Here is a 21167-nt window from a genome sequence, read left to right as displayed (position 1 = left end):
CCCCGACGGACCGGGGGCCTAGTGGTTCTGGCCGCCGAGCACGAACAGCAGGTAGAGGAAGGCCGCGAAGAGGTGTCCCGCGACCAGGTACGCGAAGAGCCGGATGACCAGCCCCCTCGGGAACCTCTTCTCCTCGCGATCAGGCACGGGTACCGATTTGATCGATTTGTCTGACATGGTCGGCATCTTTCGGAGAGGGACCATCAAGGACGGTCAGCGGCGCGGGGCCTCGGCGCCCAGACACAGATCGGCGGCGGGGCTCTGCAGCAGGGTGTGGACGAAGAGCAGCTCGGCGCCCTGCCGGGTGGCGGCGCCGATGCGGTGCGGGGTGAGCGAGTCGAAGTGCGCGCTGTCTCCCGCGTCGAGCACATGCGCCACGTCCCCGAGGACGAGCCGGACCCGGCCGTCGAGGACGTACAGCCACTCCTCCCCCGGGTGGACCCGGACGAGATCCCCGCGGGTCGCGTACGGCACCTGCACGCGCAGCGCCTGCATGGCGCGGCCGGGGCCGCCGGCCTGGTGGTAGATCCAGCCGTCGGCCTCGGCCGGCTCGGCGCGTCCGGCCCGGACGATCGGGTCGCGTTCGGGCGGCGTCTCACCGAGCAGCTCGGAGACGGTCGTGCCGTAGATACGGGCGAGCGCCAGCAGCATCGGCAGCGAGGGCTGGCGGCGGCCGGTCTCCAGCCGGGAGAGATGGGCGGGTGACAGGCCCGCGCGCCGGGCGGCGGCCTCCAGGGTGAGCCCGCGGCGCCGGCGCAGCCCGCGCAGCCGCGGTGCGACGTCGGGCAGGGTCTCCTCGGGAGCTTCGGGCGAGGCGTCGTCCGCCCCGCCGGCAGGGGTGCTCATGCGTCCATTGCGTCAGGATTTTTCCTCCGGGGCAATTTTCTTGCCCCAGAGGCAAACCTCTGCGAGCCGCGCGTCAGCGCTGGGCGACCGCCTGCTTCACGAGCGTACGGCCGAACTCCCACATCAGAGCGCCGCCCCCGTGGGCGTCGTCCATCACGGCGGTGAAGGCCGTGACGAACCGCTCGACGTCCGCCTCGTCCACCACCAGCGGCGGAATCAGCTTGATGACCTCCAGATGGTCGCCGGAGACCTGGGTGAGGATGTGGTGGCGCTGGAGCAGCGGGACCACGACCATCTGGGCGAAGAGGCCCTTACGGGCCGTCTGGAGCATGGTCCAGCGGCTGCGCAGCCCGAGCGACGTGGGGCGCCCGAACTCGATCCCGATCATCAGTCCCCGGCCGCGTACCTCGTGGAGCAGCTCGTAGCGGGGTACGAGGTCGGTGAGTCGGCTCTTGAGCAGCTCGCCGGTGCGCCGGACGCGGGCGACGATCTCTTCGTTCTCCATCACCGACAGCACGGCCAGACCGGCCGCCATGGCCTGCGCGTTCGCGCCGAAGCTGGCGGAGTGGACCAGGACCCGGTCCATGGACGAGTAGACCTTCTTGAAGATCCAGTCCTTGCCGAGGGTGGCCCCGACGGGGACGTAGCCGCCGGAGAGGGCCTTGGCGACGCACACCAGGTCCGGTTCGACACCGGGCTCGTGCTGGTAGGCGTAGAAGTCCCCGGTCCGGCCGAGCCCGGTCTGCACCTCGTCGGCGATCAGGAGGGCCTTGTGGCGGTGGAGCAGCTCCTGGGCGGCGCGCAGGAAGCCGGGCGGGGCCTCGTGGACGCCCTTGCCCTGGATGGGCTCCACCACGAAGGCGGCGACGTCGCCGCGCTTCAGCTCGCGCGCGAGGGCGTCGAGGTCGCCGAGCGGGATCGCGGTGTCCGGCAGCAGCGGCGCGAACCCGTCGCGGAAGCCGCTCTCGCCGTTCACGGACAGCGAGCCGGTGGTCAGCCCGTGGAAGGCGTGGTGGCAGTAGAGGATCCTGGGGCGCCCGGTGGCGTAGCGGGCGAACTTCAGCGCGGTCTCCACCGCCTCCGTACCGCTGTTGCCGAAGAACACCCGGTCCAGGTGGGGACTGTGGGTGAGGAGTTTCTCGGCGAGCAGGCCGGGCAGCGGCTGGCAGTCGAAGCGGGTGAGGTCGGCCAGCTGGGCGTCGAGGACGTCGTGCAGGGCCTTGCGGACGACGGGGTGGTGACGGCCGAGCCCCATCACCCCGAAGCCGGCAAGCATGTCGAGATGGTCGTTGCCGTCGGCGTCCCAGAAGTGGGCCCCCTCGGCCCGCTCGTAGTACCGGTCGAAGCCGATGGTGTGCAGCATCCGCGGCAGCTGGTGGTTGAGGTGCCGGCTGTGCAGCTCGTAGCGTTCACCGCCGCGCTCGGCGAGCAGCCGGGCGAGGTCGAACTCCTTGCTCATCCGTCGTTCTCCTTGAGCTCCGTGCGGGTGAGCGCAGCACTGATCCGGCCCGCGATCTCCACCGGTGTCAGCCCGATCTCGGCGAGCACCTCACCGCGTTTGGCGTGGGCGGGGAACTGCTCGGGGATGCCGAAGGTCCGCAGCGGTACGTCCACCTCGGCGTCGCGCAGGGCCTGCCCGACCGCCCAGCCGACACCGCCCGTACGGCTGTTGTCCTCGACGACCGCGACAAGCCGGTGGCGGTCGGCGAGCGGGGCGAGCTCCTCGTCGACGGGCTTGACCCAGCGCGGGTCGACGACCGTGCACCGCACTCCGCGTCCGGCCAGCAGGTCGGCGGCCTGGAGGCAGACCGGCGCCATCACCCCGACGGCGACGAGCAGCACATCGGCGTCCTCCCCAGCCCGCAGGACGTCCATGCCGCCGATCCGGGCGACCGCGGGCAGGGCCTCGCCCACCGACTCCTTGGGGAAGCGGATCACGGTCGGCGCGTCGTCGACGTCGACGGCCTCACGCAGCTGCGCGCGCAGCTGGTCGGCGTCGCGCGGCGCGGCGATCCGCAGGCCGGGCACGACCTGGAGGACCGACATGTCCCACATGCCGTTGTGGGAGGGCCCGTCGGTGCCGGTGATGCCGGCCCGGTCGAGGACGAAGGTGACACCGCACCTGTGCAGCGCCACATCCATCAGGACCTGGTCGAAGGCGCGGTTGAGGAAGGTCGCGTAGAGGGCGACGACCGGGTGGAGTCCGCCGGTGGCGAGCCCGGCGGCGCAGACGGCGGCGTGCTGCTCGGCGATGCCGACGTCCCAGACCCGGTCGGGGAAGAGCTCGGCGAATTTGGTCAGGCCCACGGGGTGCAGCATCGCGGCGGTGAGCGCGACGACGTCGGGGCGCTCGGCCCCGATGGCCGCGATCTCCTCGCCGAAGACCGACGTCCAGGAGGGCCGGCCGGACGGCAGCAGCGGCGCGCAGGTGAGCGGGTCCAACACCCCCACGCTGTGGAACCGGTCGGCGTCGTCCTCCAGGGCCGGCGGATAGCCCCGTCCCTTCTCGGTCAGACAGTGCACCAGCACGGGCCCGCGGAACCGCTTCGCACGGCGCAGCGCCGCCTCCACCGCGGCGATGTCGTGCCCGTCGACCGGTCCGAGGTATTTGAGTCCCAGGTCCTCGAACATGCCCTGGGGGGCGAAGGCGTCCTTGAACCCCTTCTTGGCGCCGTGCAGCGATCCGTACAGCGGCTGTCCGATGACGGGCGTGTGCTGGAGGACCTCCTTGCCCCAGGCGAGGAACTTCTCGTACCCGTCGGTGGTACGGAGCGTGGCGAGGTGGCCGGCGAGGCCGCCGATCGTCGGGGCGTAGGAGCGTTCGTTGTCGTTGACGACGATGATCAGCGGCCGGTCCCGGGCGTCGGCGATGTTGTTGAGCGCCTCCCAGGCCATGCCGCCGGTGAGCGCGCCGTCCCCGATGACGGCGACCACGTGGTCGTCGCCGCCGCGTACCTGCCGTGCCTTGGCGAGGCCGTCGGCCCAGCCGAGGACGGTGGAGGCGTGCGAGTTCTCGATGACGTCGTGCGCGGACTCCTCCCGGGAGGGGTAGCCGGACAGGCCGCCCTTGCCGCGCAGCTTGGAGAAGTCCTGCCGGCCGGTGAGGAGTTTGTGGACGTAGGACTGGTGGCCGGTGTCCCACAGGATGCGGTCGGCGGGCGAGTCGAAGACCCGGTGCAGGGCGATGGTCAGCTCGACCACCCCGAGGTTGGGTCCCAGATGGCCGCCCGTCCGTACCACCGCCTCAATGAGGAACTGCCGGATCTCCTCGGCGAGTTCGTCGAGCTCCGCCTCGGTCAGCGCGGTGAGGTCGTGCGGCCCCTGGACGTTCTCCAGCAGTGTCACGCTCCAGCCCCCTCTCCTCACCCGTGGCTTCCCGAGACGGTTTCGCGGGCCGCGCGCAGGGACTCCTTCAGGGAGCCCATGGTGGCGAGGACGGCGGTCGGCTCGTAGCCGCAGTGCGCCATGCAGTTGGCGCAGCGCGGGTCCTTGCCGCGGCCGTACTTCTCCCAGTCCGTCTCCTCGATGAGCTGGCGGTACGTCGGCACGTAGCCGTCGCTCATCAGATAGCAGGGGCGCTGCCAGCCGAAGAGCGAGTAGTTCGGGATCGCCCACGCCGTGCAGGGGAAGTCCGCCTTGCCCTCCAGGAAGTCCAGGAAGAGCGGCGAGTGGTTCAGCCGCCAGCGGCGGCGGTTGCCGCCGGCGAAGGCCTTCCGGAACAGCTCGCGGGTCTGCTCGACACCGAGGAAGTGCTCCTGGTCCGGTGCCTTCTCGTAGGCGTACGCGGGCGAGATCATCATCTCGTCGACCTTCAGGTCGTCGTTGAGGTAGTTGAGCACCTCGATGACGGTCTGCGGGGTGTCGGTGTTGAAGAAGGTGGAGTTGGTCGTCACCCGGAAGCCGCGCCGCTTGGCCTCCTTGATCGCCGCGACCGCCTCGTCGAAGACGCCTTCCTTCGCGACGGACTCGTCGTGCCGCTCCCGCAGCCCGTCGATGTGGACGGCGAAGGCGAAGAAGGGCGAGGGGGTGAACTCCTCGATCTTCTTCCGCAGCAGCAGCGCGTTGGTGCAGAGGAAGACGTACTTCTTCCTCGCCACCAACTGCCGCACGATCTCGTCGATCTGCGGGTGCATCAAGGGCTCGCCGCCCGCGATGGAGACCATCGGCGCGCCCGATTCGAGCACCGCGCCGACCGCCTGGGCGACCGGCATACGCTGCTTGAGCACGCCCGCCGGGTGCTGGATCTTCCCGCAGCCCTCGCATTTCAGATTGCAGGCGTAGAGCGGTTCCAGCTCGACGATCAGCGGAAACTTCTCACGCTTGCGGAGCTTCTGTTCAAAGAGATAGGTCCCGACCCGGATGGTCTGGCGAAGCGGCATGGCCATCTGGCTCACCTCCTGGGGAGCAGCAAAGAACGGTGCCATTCATGGAAAGCGGGAAGGACGGCACGAAGAACGCGGAAGGCCGATATTCCACCGCGGACCGTGCTGATCCGGACGAGTTCATGTTCTGGAGCGTCCACCACCACCCGGACGGCCGCAACCGGACGGGGTCCGGCGCTCAGAGCGCCGCGGAGCGTGGCGGCGGACTCCATGTCGACGGCGATCGCGCCGGTGGCCTTCAGCTCGGCCCGCTCGGGGCCGCGGACGACATGGTCGGAACCGGTCAGCGGGCCGGTGTGGACGGTGCGCGCGGGCAGGACCCGGGACACCGCCCTGACCAGCAGTTCCGTGGCGTCGCAGACCGTCGTGCCGTCGGGGCCGCGGGTCTCGTCGGCGACGACCAGGTCCCCGGGGTGCATGCCGGGGGCGAGGCCCGCGCAGAAGCCGGAGGCGATCACCGCGGCGTCGCGCAGCGCCGGGTCGGCCAGCCGTGCCATGACGGCGCGCCGGGCGTTGACCGGCCCCATGCCCGTACGGAGTACAGTCACCGGGCCGGGCGCGCCGCCGCGGCGGCGCAGGGCGAGCCGTTCGATGCCGAGCGCGCAGGCGACCAGCAGCGGCGCCGCGCCGCCGGACGGCTCCGGCGCGTCGGCCATCAGTGGGCCCCGCCGCGGGCGCCGGACCGGGCGGTGCCGGCCAGGCCGCCGACCTCGGGTTCGCCGTGCAGATAGCGGCCGAGCGCCGTCAGCGGGAACACCTGTCGGTACAGGTGGTAGTTGATGGAGAAGTCCCAGGGGAAGCCGGTCCCGGTGAAGTACGGCTCGTCCCAGGAACCGTCCTCGGTCTGGGTCGCGGCCAGCCAGGCGATGCCCCGCTCGACCGCCGTGGACTCCCGCTCCCCCGCCGCGAGGAGGGCGAGCAGCGCCCAGGCGGTCTGGGAGGCGGTGGAGGCGCCGTGGCCGATCCACTTCTCCTCCCAGTAGGAGCGCAGGTCCTCGCCCCAGCCGCCGTCGTCGTTCTGGACGGATTCGAGCCAGCGGACCGCCTTGCGCAGCGCGGGGTGGGAGCCGGGCAGTCCGGCGGCCACGAGCGCGGGCACCACCGACCCCGTTCCGTAAACGTAGTTGACGCCCCAGCGGCCGAACCATGCGCCGCTGGGCTCCTGTTCGGACAGCAGCCAGGCGACGGCCCTGCGGGTGCGGGGGTGGTGGGCCTTGCCCTCGTGGGCGAGCATCTCGACGACATGGGCGGTGACGTCGGCCGACGGCGGGTCGATGACCTCGCCGAAGTCGCAGAACGGCAGCCGGTTGGGGAAGGGGCTGGTGTTGTCGGCGTCGAAGGCGCCCCAGGCGCCGTTCTCCGACTGCATGCCGAGGGTCCAGCGGGCGCCGCGGGCGATCGCCGCGTCGACGCGGTCCGGGTCGTGGTGGCGCACCCGGCGCAGCGCCAGGACGACTTCGGCGGTGTCGTCGATGTCGGGGTAGTTGTCGTTGTGGAACTCGAACGCCCAGCCGCCCGGGGGCAGTCCGGGCCGGCGTACGGCCCAGTCGCCGGGCCGGACGATCTCCTCGCCGAGCATCCAGTCGGCGGCCTTGACGAGCGCCGGGTGGTCCGGGGGGAGCCCCGCGTCGGCGAGGGCGATGGTTGCCAGGCAGGTGTCCCAGACGGGTGACTGGCAGGCCTCGATCATGCGGGCGCCGTCCTCGCGCCAGACGGCGAAGCGGTCGAGCGACTCCAGTCCGGCGCGCATCACGGGGTGTTCGAGGTCGTAGCCGAGGAGGTGCAGCGCGATGACGGAGTAGACGGCCGGGGGCTGGATGCCGCCCCAGCAGCCGTCGTTCTCCTGGCGTTCGACGATCCAGCGGGCCGCGACGTTCATCGCCGCCCGGCGCAGCCGGCGCGGGGCGACCTTGTGGTAGGCGTGCAGGGCCTTGTCGAGGCGCTGGAAGACGCCGTCCCAACTGGCCACGGGGGCCGGCGGCCGCGGCGGGTTCGGGACCCGTGGGTCGGTGTGCAGCTCGTCGAGCGGGAAGGGCGCGGGGCGGACCGGCCGCTTGGCGGAGACGACGGTCAGCGGCACGATCGTCTGGCGGGCCCAGCAGCCGAAGTCGTAGATGTTGAGCGGGAACCACCGCGGCAGGAAGATCAGTTCGGGGGGCAGCTCGGGGAGGTCGTCCCACTTCCACCAGCCGAAGAGGGCGAGCCAGATCCGGGTGAAGACCCGGCTGGCGGCGATGCCGCCCCGGTCGCGGATCCAGGCGGAGGCGCGGGCCATGTGCGGATCACCGGGCCGGTCCCCCGCCAGCCGCAGGGCGACGTACGCCTCGATGGTGGTGGAGAGTTCGGGCGGCCCGCCGTAGAAGGTGGCCCAGGTGCCGTCGTCGCGCTGTTCGCCGCGGATGTGCAGGGCGGCCGCGTGGAGCGTGGCCTCGTCCTGGATGCCCAGGAACTGGCGCAGCAGGAGGTCCTCGGCGTCCATGGTGACGTTGGTCTCCAGGTCGCCCTTCCACCAGCCCTGGGCGTCCTGTCTGCCCAGGAGGTGGGCGACGGAGCGTTCCGCGGCCCGCGCGGCGGCCGCGCGGATGTCGCCGGTGGCGGGTGCGGTGGTGGTGTCGCTGGCCGAGGACGCCCGGGGGCTCACGGCCCCGGCGCTTCCGTCGGTCGTCGCTGTCATGGCTTCCCCTTCGTTGCAGTCTTCGTGCCGATGGCGTGATGCTGCTGTGCGGGTCTGCCGTCGGCCGGTGGACCGCCTCACGCTCAGGAGGCGGCACCGGCCGGCGACTGCGAACTCATATGAGGGTGATGGTGATCATCTCTTCCGTACGACGACGAAGTCGGCGAGCGCGGACAGCTGCGCCCGGACGCGGGGCGGCATGTCGACCTCTTCGAGGGCGGCGAGCGCGACGGCGTGCTGGCGGCGGGCCTCGTCGGAGGTCCATGAGCGGCCGCCCGCCTCCTCGATGAGGGCTGCGCGGGTGGCGAACTCCTCCTCGGAGAAGCTGGCGAAGTCCTGGCTCTTGGCGTCGGCGGCGAGCAGCTCCGCCAGGCGCTGCGAGGCAGGTCCGCCGGCGGCGAGCGCGGCGACCACCGGCAGGGACTTCTTGCGCTGGCGCAGGTCGCTCCAGGTCTGCTTGCCGGTGGACTCGGGGTCGCCCCAGATGCCGAGGAGGTCGTCGACGGCCTGGAAGGCGAGGCCGAGGTGGTAGCCGTACTCCTCCAGCTTGTCGGCGGTGCGGTCGTCGGCGCCGCCGAGGACCGCGCCGATGGAGACAGCGCAGGCGAGCAGGGCGCCGGTCTTGTTGCCCTCCATCTCCAGGCACTCCTCGACGGTGACCGTCTCGCGGTGCTCGTAGGAGATGTCCTGGGCCTGGCCGTCGATCAGCTTGCGGGTGGCGGTGGTGAGCCGGCGGGTGGCGCGGCCGGCCTCGACGGTGCCGAGCTCCAGCAGGATCTCGTTGGCGAGGGCGAAGAGCGCGTCGCCGACCAGGATGGCCTGCGCGGGGCCGTGCACCTTCCAGACGGTGTCGCGGTGGCGGCGCTGCTCGTCGCCGTCCATGAGGTCGTCGTGCAGGAGCGAGAAGTTGTGCACCAGCTCGACGGCGACGGCGCCGGGGATGCCGACCTCGGGGGCGGCTCCGGCGGCCTCGGCGGAGAGCAGGGCGAGCGCCGGGCGGACGGCCTTGCCGCCGTCGCCGTCGGCGGGGTTGCCCTGGGCGTCGATCCAGCCGAAGTGGTAGGCCGCGACGGTGTCCATGGGCGCCGCGAGCCGGTCGACGGCGGCCCGGAGCACGGGCGTGGCCAGCGTACGGCCGCGCTCCAGCAGCGTGGTGACGTCGGCGGTGTCGACGGCCGGATTCACCGGGGGCACAGTCGGCACGGTCTCTCCTCTAGTTCCAGTGATCAGGCTCATGCCGCCTCCTTGAGCGGATGTTCGTGGGGGCGGCCGAGTGCGGTGAGCGCGGCGCCCGCGGCGGTGAAGCCGCTGCGTACGGCGCCCTCCATGGTCGCGGGCCAGCCTGTGGCGGTCCACGCGCCGGCCAGGTGGAGGCCGGGGGCGCGGGTCCGGGCGCCGGGGCGGAGCCGGCCGACGCCCGGGGTGGGGGCGAACGTCGCTGTCCGCTCCCGGGTGACGAAGAAGTCCCGTACGCCGGCGCCGCGCGCGGCGGGCAACAGCCGTTCCAGCTCGGGGAGATAGCGGGCGCGCAGCTCGGCGACGGGCGTGTCGATCTCGTCCTGCGCGGCGGACTGGGAGACCGCGAGGTACTGGCCGTCCTTCAGCCCGGAGCTGTCGGTGCGGTCGAAGACCCACTGCACCGGGGAGCCGAGGGCGGTGAAGAAGGGCTGACGCAGCACCTTGCGGTCGTAGACGACATGGAGGTTGAGGATCGGCGCGGTGCCGATGTCGAGGAGGCTGCCGGGGTCGTCGAGGGCTCCGTCGGGCAGCAGGTCGTGCGTCTCGCGCTGCGGTACGGCCATGACGACTGTGTCGGCGGTGAGCTGCTCGCCGGGTACGTCCACGGTCCAACGGCCGTCGCCGTCACGGGAGATACGCGTGGCCTTGGTGCGCAGGGCGGTGCGGACGCCGGCGGAGTCGAGGGCCTTGCGGGCGAGGGTGTCGTGGAGTTCGCCGAGCGGGACGTGCGCCCAGCCGATGTCGGCGGCGCCGGGCTCGGAGAGCAGTCCGGTCTTGAAGACCATGGCGGCCAGCCCCATGGAGGCGTGCGGGGCGGTGGCGTTGAGGGTGGCCACGCCGACGAGGTCCCAGAGGGCTTCCACGGCGCGGGCGGACTGGCCGTGGCGGCCGAGCCAGGTGCCGAAGTCGATACCGTCGAGGGCGGGGTCGGCCGGGTCGAGCTTCTTCAGGGCGAGCGCGGCGCGGGCGACGGCGGCGCGTTCGGTGAGCGACAGGTGCGGGTAGGTGGCGAGGCTGCGGGCCAGGTGCAGGGGCACGGGCAGCGCGGTGCGGCGCAGCCGGCCGAGGCGCGGGCCGCGGGGGTGGGCGACGTCGAGGACGGGAACGTCGAGGCGGTCCTGGAGCGGGGCGAGGGCGGCGCCGTCGACGCGGTCGAGGAACCAGCGGTAGGCGGTGCAGCAGCGCAGGTAGACGTGCTGGCCGTTGTCGACGGTGAGCTCGCCGCGCCGGAAGGAGAAGGCGAGGCCGCCGAGCCGGGGCCGCCCTTCGAGCAGGGTGACCCGTACGCCGGAGTCGGCGAGCCGCAGCGCGGCGGTGGTGCCGGCGAGCCCGCCGCCGACGACGACGGCGTGCTGCTCCGCCTCGGGCGCGCTCATGCGGCCTCCCCTCGAACCGTCGCAGTCATGGACGCACCGCCGGGGATCCGGGTTGCCCGGGCCGGCGGGGCGGTGATGGCGGGGGTACGGAGCATCAGCCGCGCCTCCTGATCGTCTGGCGGGACATCGTGCGGGCGTCCAGGCCGGAGAGGCCGCGCACCGCCACGTACGCCTTCTCCCGGCCCGGCAGCGAGACGCGGCCGCGCAGGACCGCCTCCGGGTCGCGTTCGATCCGGTCGAGCAGGCGGCGGTAGATCCCGGCCATCGCGGCGACGCAGGCGCCGCTGCGCCGGTCGAGCATGGGCAGCAGGCGGTAGCCCTCGGCGAACAGGGCCCGGGCGCGGCGCACTTCGAAGTGGACGAGGCCGGTGAAGTCGGCGCCGGGAGCGCGGGTGGCGGTGCGGAAGCCGTCGGAGCAGCCGAATTTGGCGAGATCGTCACCTGGCAGGTAGACACGGCCGTTCGCGGCGTCCTCGCGCACGTCCCGCAGGATGTTCGTCAGCTGGAGGGCGAGGCCGAGCGTGTCGGCGTACTCGGCGGCACGCTCCGCGCCCGGCGCGCCGGGCTGGGTGCCGAACACGCCGAGGGAGAGCCGGCCGATGGCGCCGGCGACACACCGGCAGTACACCTTGAGGTCGTCCCAGGTCTCGTAGGTCTCGCCGCGCACGTCCATGAGGACGCCGTCGATGAGTTCGTCGAGGCCGTCGAGGGGGATGGGGAAGCGGCGGGCGGCGTCCGCGAGGGCGACGGCCACGGGGTCGGTGTCGTCCTCGTCGACGGCGCCCTGCCGGATCCGGTCGAGGAGGTCGCGGGTGGATTCGAGCCGGTCGTGCTTGGCCTCCATGGCGAGCGCGCCGTCGCCGATGTCGTCGACCCGGCGCGAGAAGGCGTACAGCGCCGACATCGCCTGCCGCTTCTCGGTGGGCAGCAGCCGGATCCCGTACGCGAAGTTGCGCGCCTGTGCGCCGGTGACGGCCTCGCAGTAGCTGTACGCGGCCTGGACCGGCGCGGTCATCTCCGTCTGTCCCTCCACGGTCCGGCTCACCCCTCTCTCCGCGCTTGTCGCAGGACGGCTCCCGCGCGGCGCATCAGCCTCGGCTTGGTGGGCTTGGGCGGCCGTGGCAGTACGTCGTGTCGGGCGGCGGCGACGGCGTCGAGGGCGGCGTGCCCTCCCGCCACGAACCCCGCGAGCAGCAGACGCAGCCTGCCGTGGACGCTACCCACCAGCGGTGTGCCCTCATTCAGCAGGTCCCGGGCGCGTTCGGCCTCGAAGGCGACCAGCGCGCGCACCGACGCGCCCCCGGTGGGCCGGGCCAGGTCGGCCTCGGTGACATGGAAACGTTTCATGTCCTCGGCGGGCAGGTAGACGCGGTCGCGGCCGAGGTCCTCGGCGACGTCCTGGAGGTGTTCGACGATCTGCAGCGCGGTGCAGATGGCGTCGGAGTGGCGCAGCCGCTCGGGGCTGACGGTGCCGGTGATGCCGAGGACGAGCCGGCCGACGGGGTTGGCCGAGAGCTCGCAGTAGGCGACGAGGTCGTCGTACGTCTCGTAGCGGCGCACCAGCTGGTCCTGGCGGTTGGCGGCGATCAGGCCGAGGAACGGCTCGGGGGTGAGCCCGCACCGGCGGACGGTCGGCACGAGGGCGCGCAGCAGCGGGTGGTGCGGTGTGTCGTCCGCGGCGAAGACACGCCGGAGGTCCGCCTCGAAGGCGTCGAGGAGGGAGAGCGGGTCGGCGTCGTCGGGGTCGACGCCGAGGTGGCGGGCGTCGGCGCCGCCGGGGGCGAGGTCGCCGTCGCCGATGTCGTCGACGAGGCGGGCGTAGCCGTAGACGGCCATGAGGTCGTCGCGCCAGGCGCGCGGCAGGAAGAAGGGGGCCACGGGGAAGTTCTCGTGCGCGGCCTTGTCGAGGGTGGCGCGCACGGCGGCGTCGGGGCGCGGCTGCTGGGTATCCGTCACTGCGCGCTGCCCGCTGCGGGGACGGCTGAACCCTCGCGGAGCTGGAGATTATCCGTCATTGCCGTCACATCTCCCGTTCTACACTGCCGACCCAATACATCCTATTTCGGACACGCCGCCGGTCCCCCCAAGTGGAGCGCCCACCGGGCGGGCGGAAGACCTAGGGGTTATCGCCCCACTTGCCACGAATGAGCACCGGTACAGCTTACGTTGTACAACGACTCCCGCCGCGTGGGGGTGTTGAGCACACCGGTGAGAACAGGACATCGTGGGCCAACCTTCCCACGCCGACGGGGACTTGACCTGTTCTGTGACCCGGCGTGGCGGAGCGGACACGGACGACGGCCCCCGCCGGAGTGCTCCGGCGGGGGCCTCACGCGGCCGCGGGCTACTTCCCGGTCTCGCGCTCGTAGGCCTTGAGGACCTCGTCGGTCGGGCCGTCCATCAGGAGCTCGCCCTTCTCCAGCCACAGGACCCGGTCGCAGGTGTCCTTGATCGACTTGTTGCTGTGGGTGACCAGGAAGACCGTACCGGCCTCCTTGCGCAGCTCACGGATGCGCTCCTCGGAGCGGATCTGGAACTTGCGGTCACCGGTGGCCAGCGCCTCGTCGATCATCAGGACGTCGTGGTTCTTGGCCGCCGCGATGGAGAACCGCAGCCGGGCGCCCATGCCGGAGGAGTACGTCCGCATGGGCAGGGTGATGAAGTCACCCTTCTCGTTGATGCCGGAGAAGTCGACGATGTCCTGGTAGCGCTCGCGGATCTCCTCACGGGACATCCCCATGGCGAGGCCGCCGAGAATCACGTTGCGCTCACCGGTGAGGTCGCCCATCAGCGCGGCGTTGACGCCGAGCAGCGAGGGCTGGCCGTCGGTGTAGACCTTGCCGCTCTCGGTGGGCAGCAGACCGGCGATGGCCCGCAGCAGGGTCGACTTGCCGGAGCCGTTGGTGCCGATGAGGCCGATGGCCTCGCCGCGGTACGCGGTGAAGGACACTCCGCGCACGGCGTGCACCTTGCGCACGCCTCGCGGCTCGCCCTTGCCGCGGCCGACCATGCGGCTGAGGGCGGCGGTCGCGCTGCCCTTGCCGCCGGCGGCGCCGTTGACCCGGTAGACGATGTGGACGTCGTCGGCGATGACGGTGGGGATCCTGGTCTCAGCCACGGCCGTACCTCTCCTCGGCCTTCCAGAAGTAGACGAAACCGGCGATGCCGATCAGTACGGCCCAGCCGAGGCCGGCGAGCCAGACGTGCGCGGGCAGGTTCTCCGAGCCGTAGCCGTCGATCAGCGCGAACCGTACGAGATCCATGTAGACCGCCGCCGGGTTGTACATCAGCACGTCCGCGATCCACGCCGGCTTGTCGCGCAGCATGATCGGGATGGAGAACATCACCCCGGACGCGTACATCCACGTACGCATGATGAACGGCATCAGCTGGGCGAGGTCGGGGGTCTTGCTGCCGAGCCGCGCCATGATCAGGGCGAGGCCGGTGTTGAAGACGAACTGCAGGGCGAGCGCGGGGACGACCAGGATCCAGCTCAGCGACGGATAGCTGCCGAAGCCGATCGCCACGAGCACCAGCACGATCATCGAGAACAGCAGCTGCTGGAGCTGCTGGAGCGCGAAGGAGACCGGCAGCGAGGCGCGCGGGAAGTGCAGGGCCCGCACCAGGCCGAGGTTGCCGGAGATCGCGCGGACACCCGCCATCACGGAGCTCTGGGTGAAGGTGAACACGAACACACCCGTCACCAGGAAGGGGATGTACACCTCCTTCGGCATGCCGCGGCTGGCGTTCAGGATCAGCCCGAAGATCAGGTAGTAGACCAGCGCGTTGAGCAGCGGGGTGGCCACCTGCCACAGCTGGCCGAGCTTGGCCTGGCTGTACTGGGCGGTCAGCTTCGCCTGGGAGAACGCCAGGATGAAGTGGCGTCGTCCCCACAGCTGGCGGACGTACTCGACGAGCCCCGGCCGGGCGCCGCTCACCGACAGACCGTACTTGGCGGCCAGGTCCGCCGGGGACAGGCCCTCGTCGGGAGATGGCGGAGCGCTCATCGCGATCGCACCGTCATGGGTTGTGTCACTCACAAGTTGAAACTTTCGTGTTCAAGATGCGTGGCGGGTCGGGCGGCGGGGACGGGTGTGGCGGCCGGATCACGGGCCGGGTTCGATGCTCTCAGATCCGGAGCCGGTCAGATGACGGGTGGGCGGCCCAGTCTGGTCAGGCGCCATACCGTACGCCACTTCATGGGGCGCCGGGGACCGCAGGGTGTGGCCCAGCCCTCCTTGAAGCCGCCGAACCAGGCCTTCAGCGCGGCGGGCGAGGGGCGCCGGGCCAGCGTGAGCAGCAGCCAGACGCCGACGTAGACCGGCACCAGCGGCGCGGGCAGGTTGCGGCGGGCGAGCCAGACCCGGTTGCGGGCCACCATGCGGTGGTAGACCGCGTGCCGGGAGGGCGCCGTGGTGGGGTGGAACAGCACCATGTCGGAGCGGTAGTCGATCATCCAGCCGGCGTCCAGCGCCCGCCAGGCGAGATCGGTCTCCTCGTGCGCGTAGAAGAACTCGGCCGGCAGCGGGCCGACCTCGGCGAGGACCGCGGTGCGCACGGCGTTGGCGCCGCCGAGGAAGGTGGTCACCCGCGAGGAGCGCATCGGGTCCGAGGCGCGCAGCCGCGGCACGTGCCGGCGCTGGGTCTGGCCGGTGTCCGGGTCGGCGATCCGGAAGCTGATGATGCCCAGCTTCGGGTCGGCGGCGAAGGCCTCGCGGACCAGTTCGGCGGTGTCGGTCTGCGGGAGCAGACCGTCGTCGTCGAGGAAGAGCAGGGCGTCGACGTCGGTGCCGCCGGGTCCGAAGGCCTCGATGCCGACGTTACGGCCGCCGGGGATGCCGAGGTTCTCCGGCAGTTCGACGGTGCGTACCCAGTCGGGGACGCCGGTCACCGGCACGCCCTGGCCCACGACCACGACCTCGATCGGCTCGCCGTCCTGCTTGGCGACCGAGTCGATCAGGGCCAGAAGGTCGTCGGGGCGGTTGCCCATCGTGATGATGACGGCACCGAGCTTCATGGCGCGGCTCACCTCAGCCTGCTGGAGACGAGGATGGAGACCAGGTGCAGCACCGTCTGGAGCAGGGCGATGCCCGCGAGGACGGCGACACCGAGCCGCGAGAAGTACAGGTCGCCCCGGACCTGGTCCACGATCGCCAGGGCCAGGATCAGCAGGGACGCCTCGATCCCGAGGACCAGCCGGTGGAACTTGAGCGCGGCGGCGGCCCGGCGGGCCAGTGCCATGCCCGAGGAGCGCGGCTCGGAGGCCGCCTCCTTGACCGGCGGGAGTCCGCCCTGGTGCCGGGCGACCCCGACCAGGTCCGTCTCGGCCTTGATCAGGATGGCGCCAAGGGCGGCGAGGGTGCCGAGGAAGGCCCAGAGCCAGTCGATCCGGCCGGGGCCCCACAGGTCGGCCGCGCGCAGGCCGAAGCCGACGAGGACCGCCGCGTCGCACAGGTAGGCGCCGACCCGGTCCAGGTACACGCCGCCGAGCGAGAACTGCTTCTTCCAGCGGGCGACCTCGCCGTCGACGCAGTCGAGCAGCAGGTAGAGCTGGACCGCCACGACGCCGAGGACGGCTCCCCAGACGCCCGGCACGAGCAGGGCGGGGGCCGCGAGGACGCCGCAGAGGGTCATCACGTAGGTCAGCTGGTTCGGCGTGACCTTGGTGGTGACCAGGAGGCGGGTGATGCGCAGGGAGATCTCGCGCATGTACAGGCGGCCGCCCCAGTGCTCTCCGCTGCGCCGGTCCTTCACACCCGCCGGGTGCACGACCGGGCGGAGTTCAGCTACGGATGGTCTTGGCATAGTCGGCGTACGCGTCCCTGATCTGATCGGTGGAGAGGTCGAGGTGCTCGAGGATGGTGAAGCGGCCGGGCCGGGTCTGCGGGGCGTACGCGACGGCAGCGACGAACTCCTCGACGGTGAAGCCGATCTCCTCGGGCAGCACCGGCAGGCCGTGCCGGCGCAGCACCTCGGTGAACAGTCCCGACTGCGCGCTGGCGCCGCGCAGGTGCATGGCGAACGCTGCGCCGATGCCGACCTGTTCGCCGTGGCTGGCCGCCCGCTTCGGATAGAGCAGGTCGAAGGCGTGGCTGATCTCGTGGCAGGCACCGGAGGAGGGCCGGGAGTCGCCGGAGATCGACATGGCGATGCCGGAGAGGACCAGTCCCTCGGCGAGGACGGTGATGAAGTCGTCGTCGCCGACGCCGCCGGGGTGGCGCAGCACGGATTCGCCGGCGGTGCGGGCCATCGCGGCGGCCAGGCCGTCGACCGGCTCGCCGGTGATCTCGTGCGACAGCTCCCAGTCGGCGATGGCCGAGATGTTGGAGATGGCGTCGCCGATGCCGGAGCGGACGAAGCGGGCCGGCGCGTCCCGGATCACGTCGAGGTCGATGACCATCGCGATCGGGGTGGGTACACCGTAGGAGCCGCGGCCGTTGTCGTTGTCCAGGATGGACACCGGCGAGCACAGGCCGTCGTGGGAGAGGTTGGTGGCGACGGCGGCCATGGGCAGGCCGACGCGCGCGGCGGCGTACTTCGCCACGTCGATGATCTTGCCGCCGCCGAGGCCGACCACGGCGTCGTAGCGCCTGCCCTTTATGTCGTCGGCGAGTTTGACCGCGGAGTCGAGGGTGCCGTCGCAGACCTCGTACCAGTCGGCGCCGGGCAGGGCGGGCGCGAGCTTCTCGCGCAGCTTCTGCCCCGAGCCGCCGCTGATCGCGAAGGCGAGCTTGCCGGACGCGGAGATCCGCTGGTCGGCCAGGAGGCCGGCCAGATCGTCCATGGCGCCGCGGCTGATGTCGACGACGACCGGGGACGGAATGAGCCGGGTCAGTACAGGCACGCGATCTCACGGCCCTTCGCGAGGTCGTCGTGGTTGTCGATCTCGACCCACTTGACGTCGCCGATGGGCGCCACGTCGATCTGGAAGCCCCGGTCCACCATTTCCTGGTAGCCGTCCTCGTAGTAGAGGTCAGGGTCGCGCTCGAAGGTGGTCTTCAGGGCGTCCGCGAGCTCCTCGGCGGCCTCGGGCTCGATGAGGGTGACACCGATGTACTCACCGGTGGCGGTGGCCGGGTCCATCAGCTTGGTGATGCGCCGCACACCCTGGCCGTCGGCGGTGATGACCTTCATCTCCTCGTCGGCGAGGTGCTTGACCGTGTCGAGGGCGAGGATGATCTTCCGGCCCTCGCCTCGGGCGGCGAGCAGGCTGCGCTCGACGGAGACCGGGTGGACGGTGTCGCCGTTGGCGAGGATGACGCCCCGCTTCAGGACGTCACGGGCGCACCACAGGGAGTAGGCGTTGTTCCACTCCTCGGCCTTGTCGTTGTCGATGAGGGTGAGCGTGAGGCCGTACTTCGCCTCCAGCTCCTCCTTGCGCGCGTACACGGCCTCCTTGCGGTAGCCGACGACGACGGCGGCCTCGGTGAGGCCGATCTCGGCGAAGTTGCCGAGGGTGAGGTCGAGGACGGTGGTCGAACCGTCTCCGGCGGGGTCCACCGGCACGAGGGCCTTCGGGAGCGTGTCGGTGTAGGGGCGCAGACGCCGTCCGGCACCGGCTGCCAGTACGAGGCCGATCATGCGGGTTCTCCTTCGTCGTGTACGGCGGGTGCTCCGGAGGACACCCAGAAGCGGATGGACTCCACGAGCACCACGAGCGCCACGGCGACCGCGCAGGCGACGAGCCCGAGGGTGAAGTGGTCCTCGCGCGGGGACAGCACGGCGGCGAGGACCGCCACCGCGACCGTCCGGCCTTCGTGGCCGCCGATCGTCCGCACCAGCCACGCGGGCGGCGCGCCGGTGCCCCCGCGGATGCGGTACACCGTGTCGTAGTGATGGTAGGCGACGGCCGCGACCAGGCCGTAAGCCGCGGGCAGCGCCCCGGGGACGCCCGCCTTGGCGGCGAGCAGCAGCACAGTGCCGTATTCGGCGGCGCGCAGGAAGGGGGGGACGAGCCAGTCCAGGGCGCCCTTGAGCGGCTTGGCCACGGCGAGACCGGCCAGGATCGCGTAGCCGCCGGCGGCGACGGCGGTCCAGGCGCTGCCGAAGGGCTGGGTCCAGGCGACGGCGAGGATCAGCGCGGCTGCCGCGGCGGCGATGAGCGGCGCGGGCGGCCGGGGCAGCCGGCGCAGCAGGCGCGCGGTGAGCTCGGCGAGCGGGCCGGAGTCGGCGAGGTCGGACAGGGCCTGGGCGGCCCGGTCGGTGCGGCGGGCCTTGCGGGTCACCGAGCGCAGGACGCGGCCGGCGGTGGTGTAGCAGGCGGCGAAGGCGCAGCCGACGAGGAGTGCGTAGAAGACGACGCGGGGCGTGGTCACGGCGGTGAGGACGGCGATCATCGCCCAGCGCTCACCGATCGGGAGCACGATCATGCGGCGGGCCCAGACCGTCCAGCCCTTGCTGTCGAGCCGGTCGGAGAGGGCGGCGGTGGGGCTGGTGTTGGCGGTGGCGTCGTGGTTGGCCTCGTTGAAGGAGAAGTCCACGACATGGCGGCAGGTCATCAGGACCATTGCGCCGAGCGCCAGGGCCCAGACGTCGTCGCCGTTGCGGGCGGCGCCGAGGGCGAGGCCCGCGTAGAAGGCGTACTCCTTGGCCCGGTCGAAGGTGGCGTCGAGCCAGGCCCCCATCGTGGAGTACTTCAGCGCGTAGCGGGCGAGCTGCCCGTCGGTGCAGTCCAGGACGAAGGAGACCAGGAGCAGGATGCCGGCGGCGACGTAGCCGCCGCGGGTGCCGGTGGCCGCGGCGCCGGCCGCGACCAGCGCGGTGAGCAGCGAGGCGGTGGTGACCTGGTTGGGGGTCAGTCCGCGCCGCGCGCACCAGCGGGCGATGTAGCGCGAGTACGGGCTGATGAAGAAGGTGGTGAAGAAGCCGTCGTGGGCCTTGACCGCGGAGCGCAGCCGGACGGCCTCGTCGTCGACGGCGGCGGTGGCGGCGGTGGCCCGGGCGCGGCTCTGGGCGTCCTCGGGCACGGCGGCGACGAGCGAGCCGAGCTCGGGGCGGTGCACGGCGACGCCGTCGGCGGCGAGCGCCTCGGCGAGGGTGTCCGCGGGGTGGTGCCAGCCGGTGGCGGGGGCGCCGGCGAGCGCGCGGGTGAGTGCGGGGCGCGCCTCGGGCTGCGCGGTCACCGCGCCGGTGGCGCGGGCGGCGGGGAAGCGGGGGTCGGTGAGGGCCAGGCGCAGGGTGTGGCGGTGGCCGACGAAGCGGGGGTCCACCACGGCGACGCGCTGGTCGGCCGGGACGGCGGCGAGCAGGGTGCCGATCTCCCAGGGGCCGTAGGCGACCTTGACGTCGAAGCCCAGCGACCGCAGATCCCCTTCGAGCGGCGATCCGGGTACCGGCGGACCGGTGAGGATGGCGGTCGACAGAGGAACTCACTCCTTGGAGCTGACAGGGCTGGTCCACGGCGGCTCGGCCCACGGTCCGGGCGGCGGCGCGCGTCGGCTGAGGCTATCGGATGAACGGAAGGTCGAGTTCACCGAGGTTTTCCGGTGTGCGGCCCCGCCCGTTCACCGGGCCCGCGGGGCGCGGGGGCGGCCCGGGACCGGAGGGATCATCATCGTTGATCACCGCCTCGCCCTCCAAACCCGCCCCCGGCCCCCGCCCCCGGAGGCCCGGCGTCCGCGACGGGCGGCCCCGTATGCTGACCGGCATGACTTGGCTGATCACGGGCGGGGCCGGCTACATCGGGGCCCATGTGGCATGGGCCATGGCGGAGGCCGGGGAGCGGATCGTCGTCCTCGACGATCTGTCGACCGGGGTGTCCGGGCGGCTGCCGGCCGGTGTGCCGCTCGTCCACGGCTCGATCGCCGACCAGGAGCTGGTCGCGCGGACGCTGGTCGATCACGCGGTGAGCGGTGTGGTGCATCTCGCGGCGAAGAAGCAGGTGGGCGAGTCCGTGGCGCAGCCGCTGCGGTACTACCGCGAGAACGTGCACGGACTGACCGTGCTGCTCGAAGCGGTGGCGGCGGCCGGGGTCGAGCGGTTCCTGTTCTCCTCCTCGGCGGCGGTCTACGGCGTCCCGGACGTGGAGCTGATCACCGAGGACACCCCCGCGGCGCCGATCAACCCGTACGGCGAGACGAAGCTCGCCGGCGAGTGGCTGGTCCGGGCGACGGGCCAGGCGCACGGGATCGCGACGGCCTGTCTGCGGTACTTCAACGTGGCGGGCGCCGGGCGCCCGGAGCTGGCGGACACCGGGGTGTTCAACATCATCCCGATGTACTTCGACCGGATCAGCCGGGGTGAGGCGCCGCGGATCTTCGGCGCGGACTATCCGACGCCGGACGGCACCTGCGTCCGGGACTACATCCATGTCGCCGATCTCGCCGAGGCGCATCTGGCGACCGCGCGGCGGCTGGCCGAGCGGTCGGGGGCGGGCGATCTGACGCTGAACATCGGCCGCGGTGACGGGGTCTCGGTGCGGGAGCTCGGCGATCTGGTGACCGAGGTCACCGGGAGCCGTCACGCGCCGGTGGTCTCCCAGCGGCGCCCCGGTGACGCGGCGCGGGCGGTGGCCTCGGTGGACAAGACCGCCAGGGAGCTCGGCTGGACCGCCTCGCGCGGGGTGCGCGAGATGGTGGAGTCGGCATGGGAGGGCTGGTGTCTGCACCGGCCCGCAAACGGTCACGGCGCGGCTCTCTGATCGTTCCGGGG

19 protein-coding genes are annotated in these 21167 nt (G+C 72.0%); 1 reads left to right on the top strand and 18 read right to left on the bottom strand.

The features are described from left to right. Window positions 1-18: 18 nt before the first annotated feature. From ACZ7LT_RS14335 to ACZ7LT_RS14250, 18 genes are all read right to left on the bottom strand, one after another. Window positions 19-177: a DUF6126 family protein gene (locus tag ACZ7LT_RS14335; protein WP_471236311.1), complete on the bottom strand. Its 159-nt coding sequence runs from the start codon at window positions 175-177 to the stop codon at window positions 19-21. A 36-nt stretch (window positions 178-213) separates the two neighbouring features. Then, entirely contained in the window at window positions 214-846 is a 633-nt protein-coding gene (locus ACZ7LT_RS14330; RefSeq protein WP_471236310.1) for a helix-turn-helix domain-containing protein, read from the bottom strand. Window positions 847-919: 73 nt separating this feature from the next. Further along, window positions 920-2305, bottom strand: coding sequence for an aspartate aminotransferase family protein (locus ACZ7LT_RS14325; RefSeq protein WP_471236309.1), 1386 nt, complete (start codon window positions 2303-2305; stop codon window positions 920-922). Then, a complete protein-coding gene (gene dxs / locus ACZ7LT_RS14320; RefSeq protein WP_471236308.1) occupies window positions 2302-4191 on the bottom strand; it encodes a 1-deoxy-D-xylulose-5-phosphate synthase in 1890 nt (629 codons plus the stop codon). The genes ACZ7LT_RS14325 and dxs overlap by 4 nt, the downstream gene beginning before the upstream one ends. A gap of 17 nt (window positions 4192-4208) precedes the next feature. Beyond that, window positions 4209-5231, bottom strand: a complete 1023-nt coding sequence (gene hpnH / locus ACZ7LT_RS14315) for an adenosyl-hopene transferase HpnH (protein WP_471236307.1) — start codon at window positions 5229-5231, stop codon at window positions 4209-4211. Between the two features lie 5 nt (window positions 5232-5236). Beyond that, complete coding sequence (locus tag ACZ7LT_RS14310; protein ID WP_471236306.1) at window positions 5237-5884, bottom strand: phosphorylase family protein; 648 nt, start codon at window positions 5882-5884, stop codon at window positions 5237-5239. Continuing rightward, on the bottom strand, window positions 5884-7902 hold the full coding sequence (gene shc / locus ACZ7LT_RS14305; RefSeq protein ID WP_471236305.1) for a squalene--hopene cyclase: 2019 nt from the start codon (window positions 7900-7902) through the stop codon (window positions 5884-5886). The genes ACZ7LT_RS14310 and shc overlap by 1 nt, the downstream gene beginning before the upstream one ends. 135 nt (window positions 7903-8037) lie before the next feature. Further along, a complete protein-coding gene (locus tag ACZ7LT_RS14300) occupies window positions 8038-9138 on the bottom strand; it encodes a polyprenyl synthetase family protein (protein ID WP_471236304.1) in 1101 nt (366 codons plus the stop codon). Next, a complete protein-coding gene (hpnE, locus tag ACZ7LT_RS14295; RefSeq protein ID WP_471236303.1) occupies window positions 9135-10517 on the bottom strand; it encodes a hydroxysqualene dehydroxylase HpnE in 1383 nt (460 codons plus the stop codon). Before hpnE ends, ACZ7LT_RS14300 begins: the two co-directional genes overlap by 4 nt. 94 nt (window positions 10518-10611) lie before the next feature. Continuing rightward, window positions 10612-11562 (bottom strand): presqualene diphosphate synthase HpnD, encoded by a 951-nt coding sequence (gene hpnD, locus ACZ7LT_RS14290; RefSeq protein ID WP_471236302.1) that lies wholly within the window; start codon window positions 11560-11562, stop codon window positions 10612-10614. Continuing rightward, window positions 11559-12473, bottom strand: a complete 915-nt coding sequence (gene hpnC, locus ACZ7LT_RS14285) for a squalene synthase HpnC (protein WP_471236301.1) — start codon at window positions 12471-12473, stop codon at window positions 11559-11561. Before hpnC ends, hpnD begins: the two co-directional genes overlap by 4 nt. Before the next feature lie 388 nt (window positions 12474-12861). Next, window positions 12862-13635 carry an ABC transporter ATP-binding protein gene (locus ACZ7LT_RS14280; protein WP_019890658.1) on the bottom strand — a complete coding sequence of 258 codons (774 nt, stop codon included), beginning with the start codon at window positions 13633-13635 and terminating at the stop codon, window positions 12862-12864. Next, window positions 13628-14557, bottom strand: coding sequence for an ABC transporter permease (locus ACZ7LT_RS14275; RefSeq protein ID WP_471236300.1), 930 nt, complete (start codon window positions 14555-14557; stop codon window positions 13628-13630). Before ACZ7LT_RS14275 ends, ACZ7LT_RS14280 begins: the two co-directional genes overlap by 8 nt. Before the next feature lie 104 nt (window positions 14558-14661). Further along, on the bottom strand, window positions 14662-15534 hold the full coding sequence (locus ACZ7LT_RS14270) for a glycosyltransferase family 2 protein (RefSeq protein WP_471236299.1): 873 nt from the start codon (window positions 15532-15534) through the stop codon (window positions 14662-14664). 8 nt (window positions 15535-15542) lie between these two features. Beyond that, window positions 15543-16322: a CDP-alcohol phosphatidyltransferase family protein gene (locus tag ACZ7LT_RS14265; protein WP_471236298.1), complete on the bottom strand. Its 780-nt coding sequence runs from the start codon at window positions 16320-16322 to the stop codon at window positions 15543-15545. Further along, window positions 16300-17361, bottom strand: a complete 1062-nt coding sequence (locus ACZ7LT_RS14260) for an iron-containing alcohol dehydrogenase family protein (protein WP_471236297.1) — start codon at window positions 17359-17361, stop codon at window positions 16300-16302. Before ACZ7LT_RS14260 ends, ACZ7LT_RS14265 begins: the two co-directional genes overlap by 23 nt. Next, a complete protein-coding gene (locus ACZ7LT_RS14255) occupies window positions 17349-18098 on the bottom strand; it encodes a phosphocholine cytidylyltransferase family protein (protein ID WP_471236296.1) in 750 nt (249 codons plus the stop codon). Before ACZ7LT_RS14255 ends, ACZ7LT_RS14260 begins: the two co-directional genes overlap by 13 nt. Then, on the bottom strand, window positions 18095-19879 hold the full coding sequence (locus ACZ7LT_RS14250; protein ID WP_471236361.1) for a DUF5941 domain-containing protein: 1785 nt from the start codon (window positions 19877-19879) through the stop codon (window positions 18095-18097). The genes ACZ7LT_RS14255 and ACZ7LT_RS14250 overlap by 4 nt, the downstream gene beginning before the upstream one ends. A 284-nt stretch (window positions 19880-20163) precedes the next feature. Between ACZ7LT_RS14250 and galE the strand changes: the two genes are divergently transcribed. Continuing rightward, window positions 20164-21156, top strand: coding sequence for a UDP-glucose 4-epimerase GalE (galE, locus tag ACZ7LT_RS14245; protein WP_471236295.1), 993 nt, complete (start codon window positions 20164-20166; stop codon window positions 21154-21156). Window positions 21157-21167: the final 11 nt, after the last annotated feature.

The organism is Streptomyces sp. NPDC039465, assembly GCF_055639315.1.
This window is presented reverse-complemented; position numbering and strand designations above follow the sequence as displayed.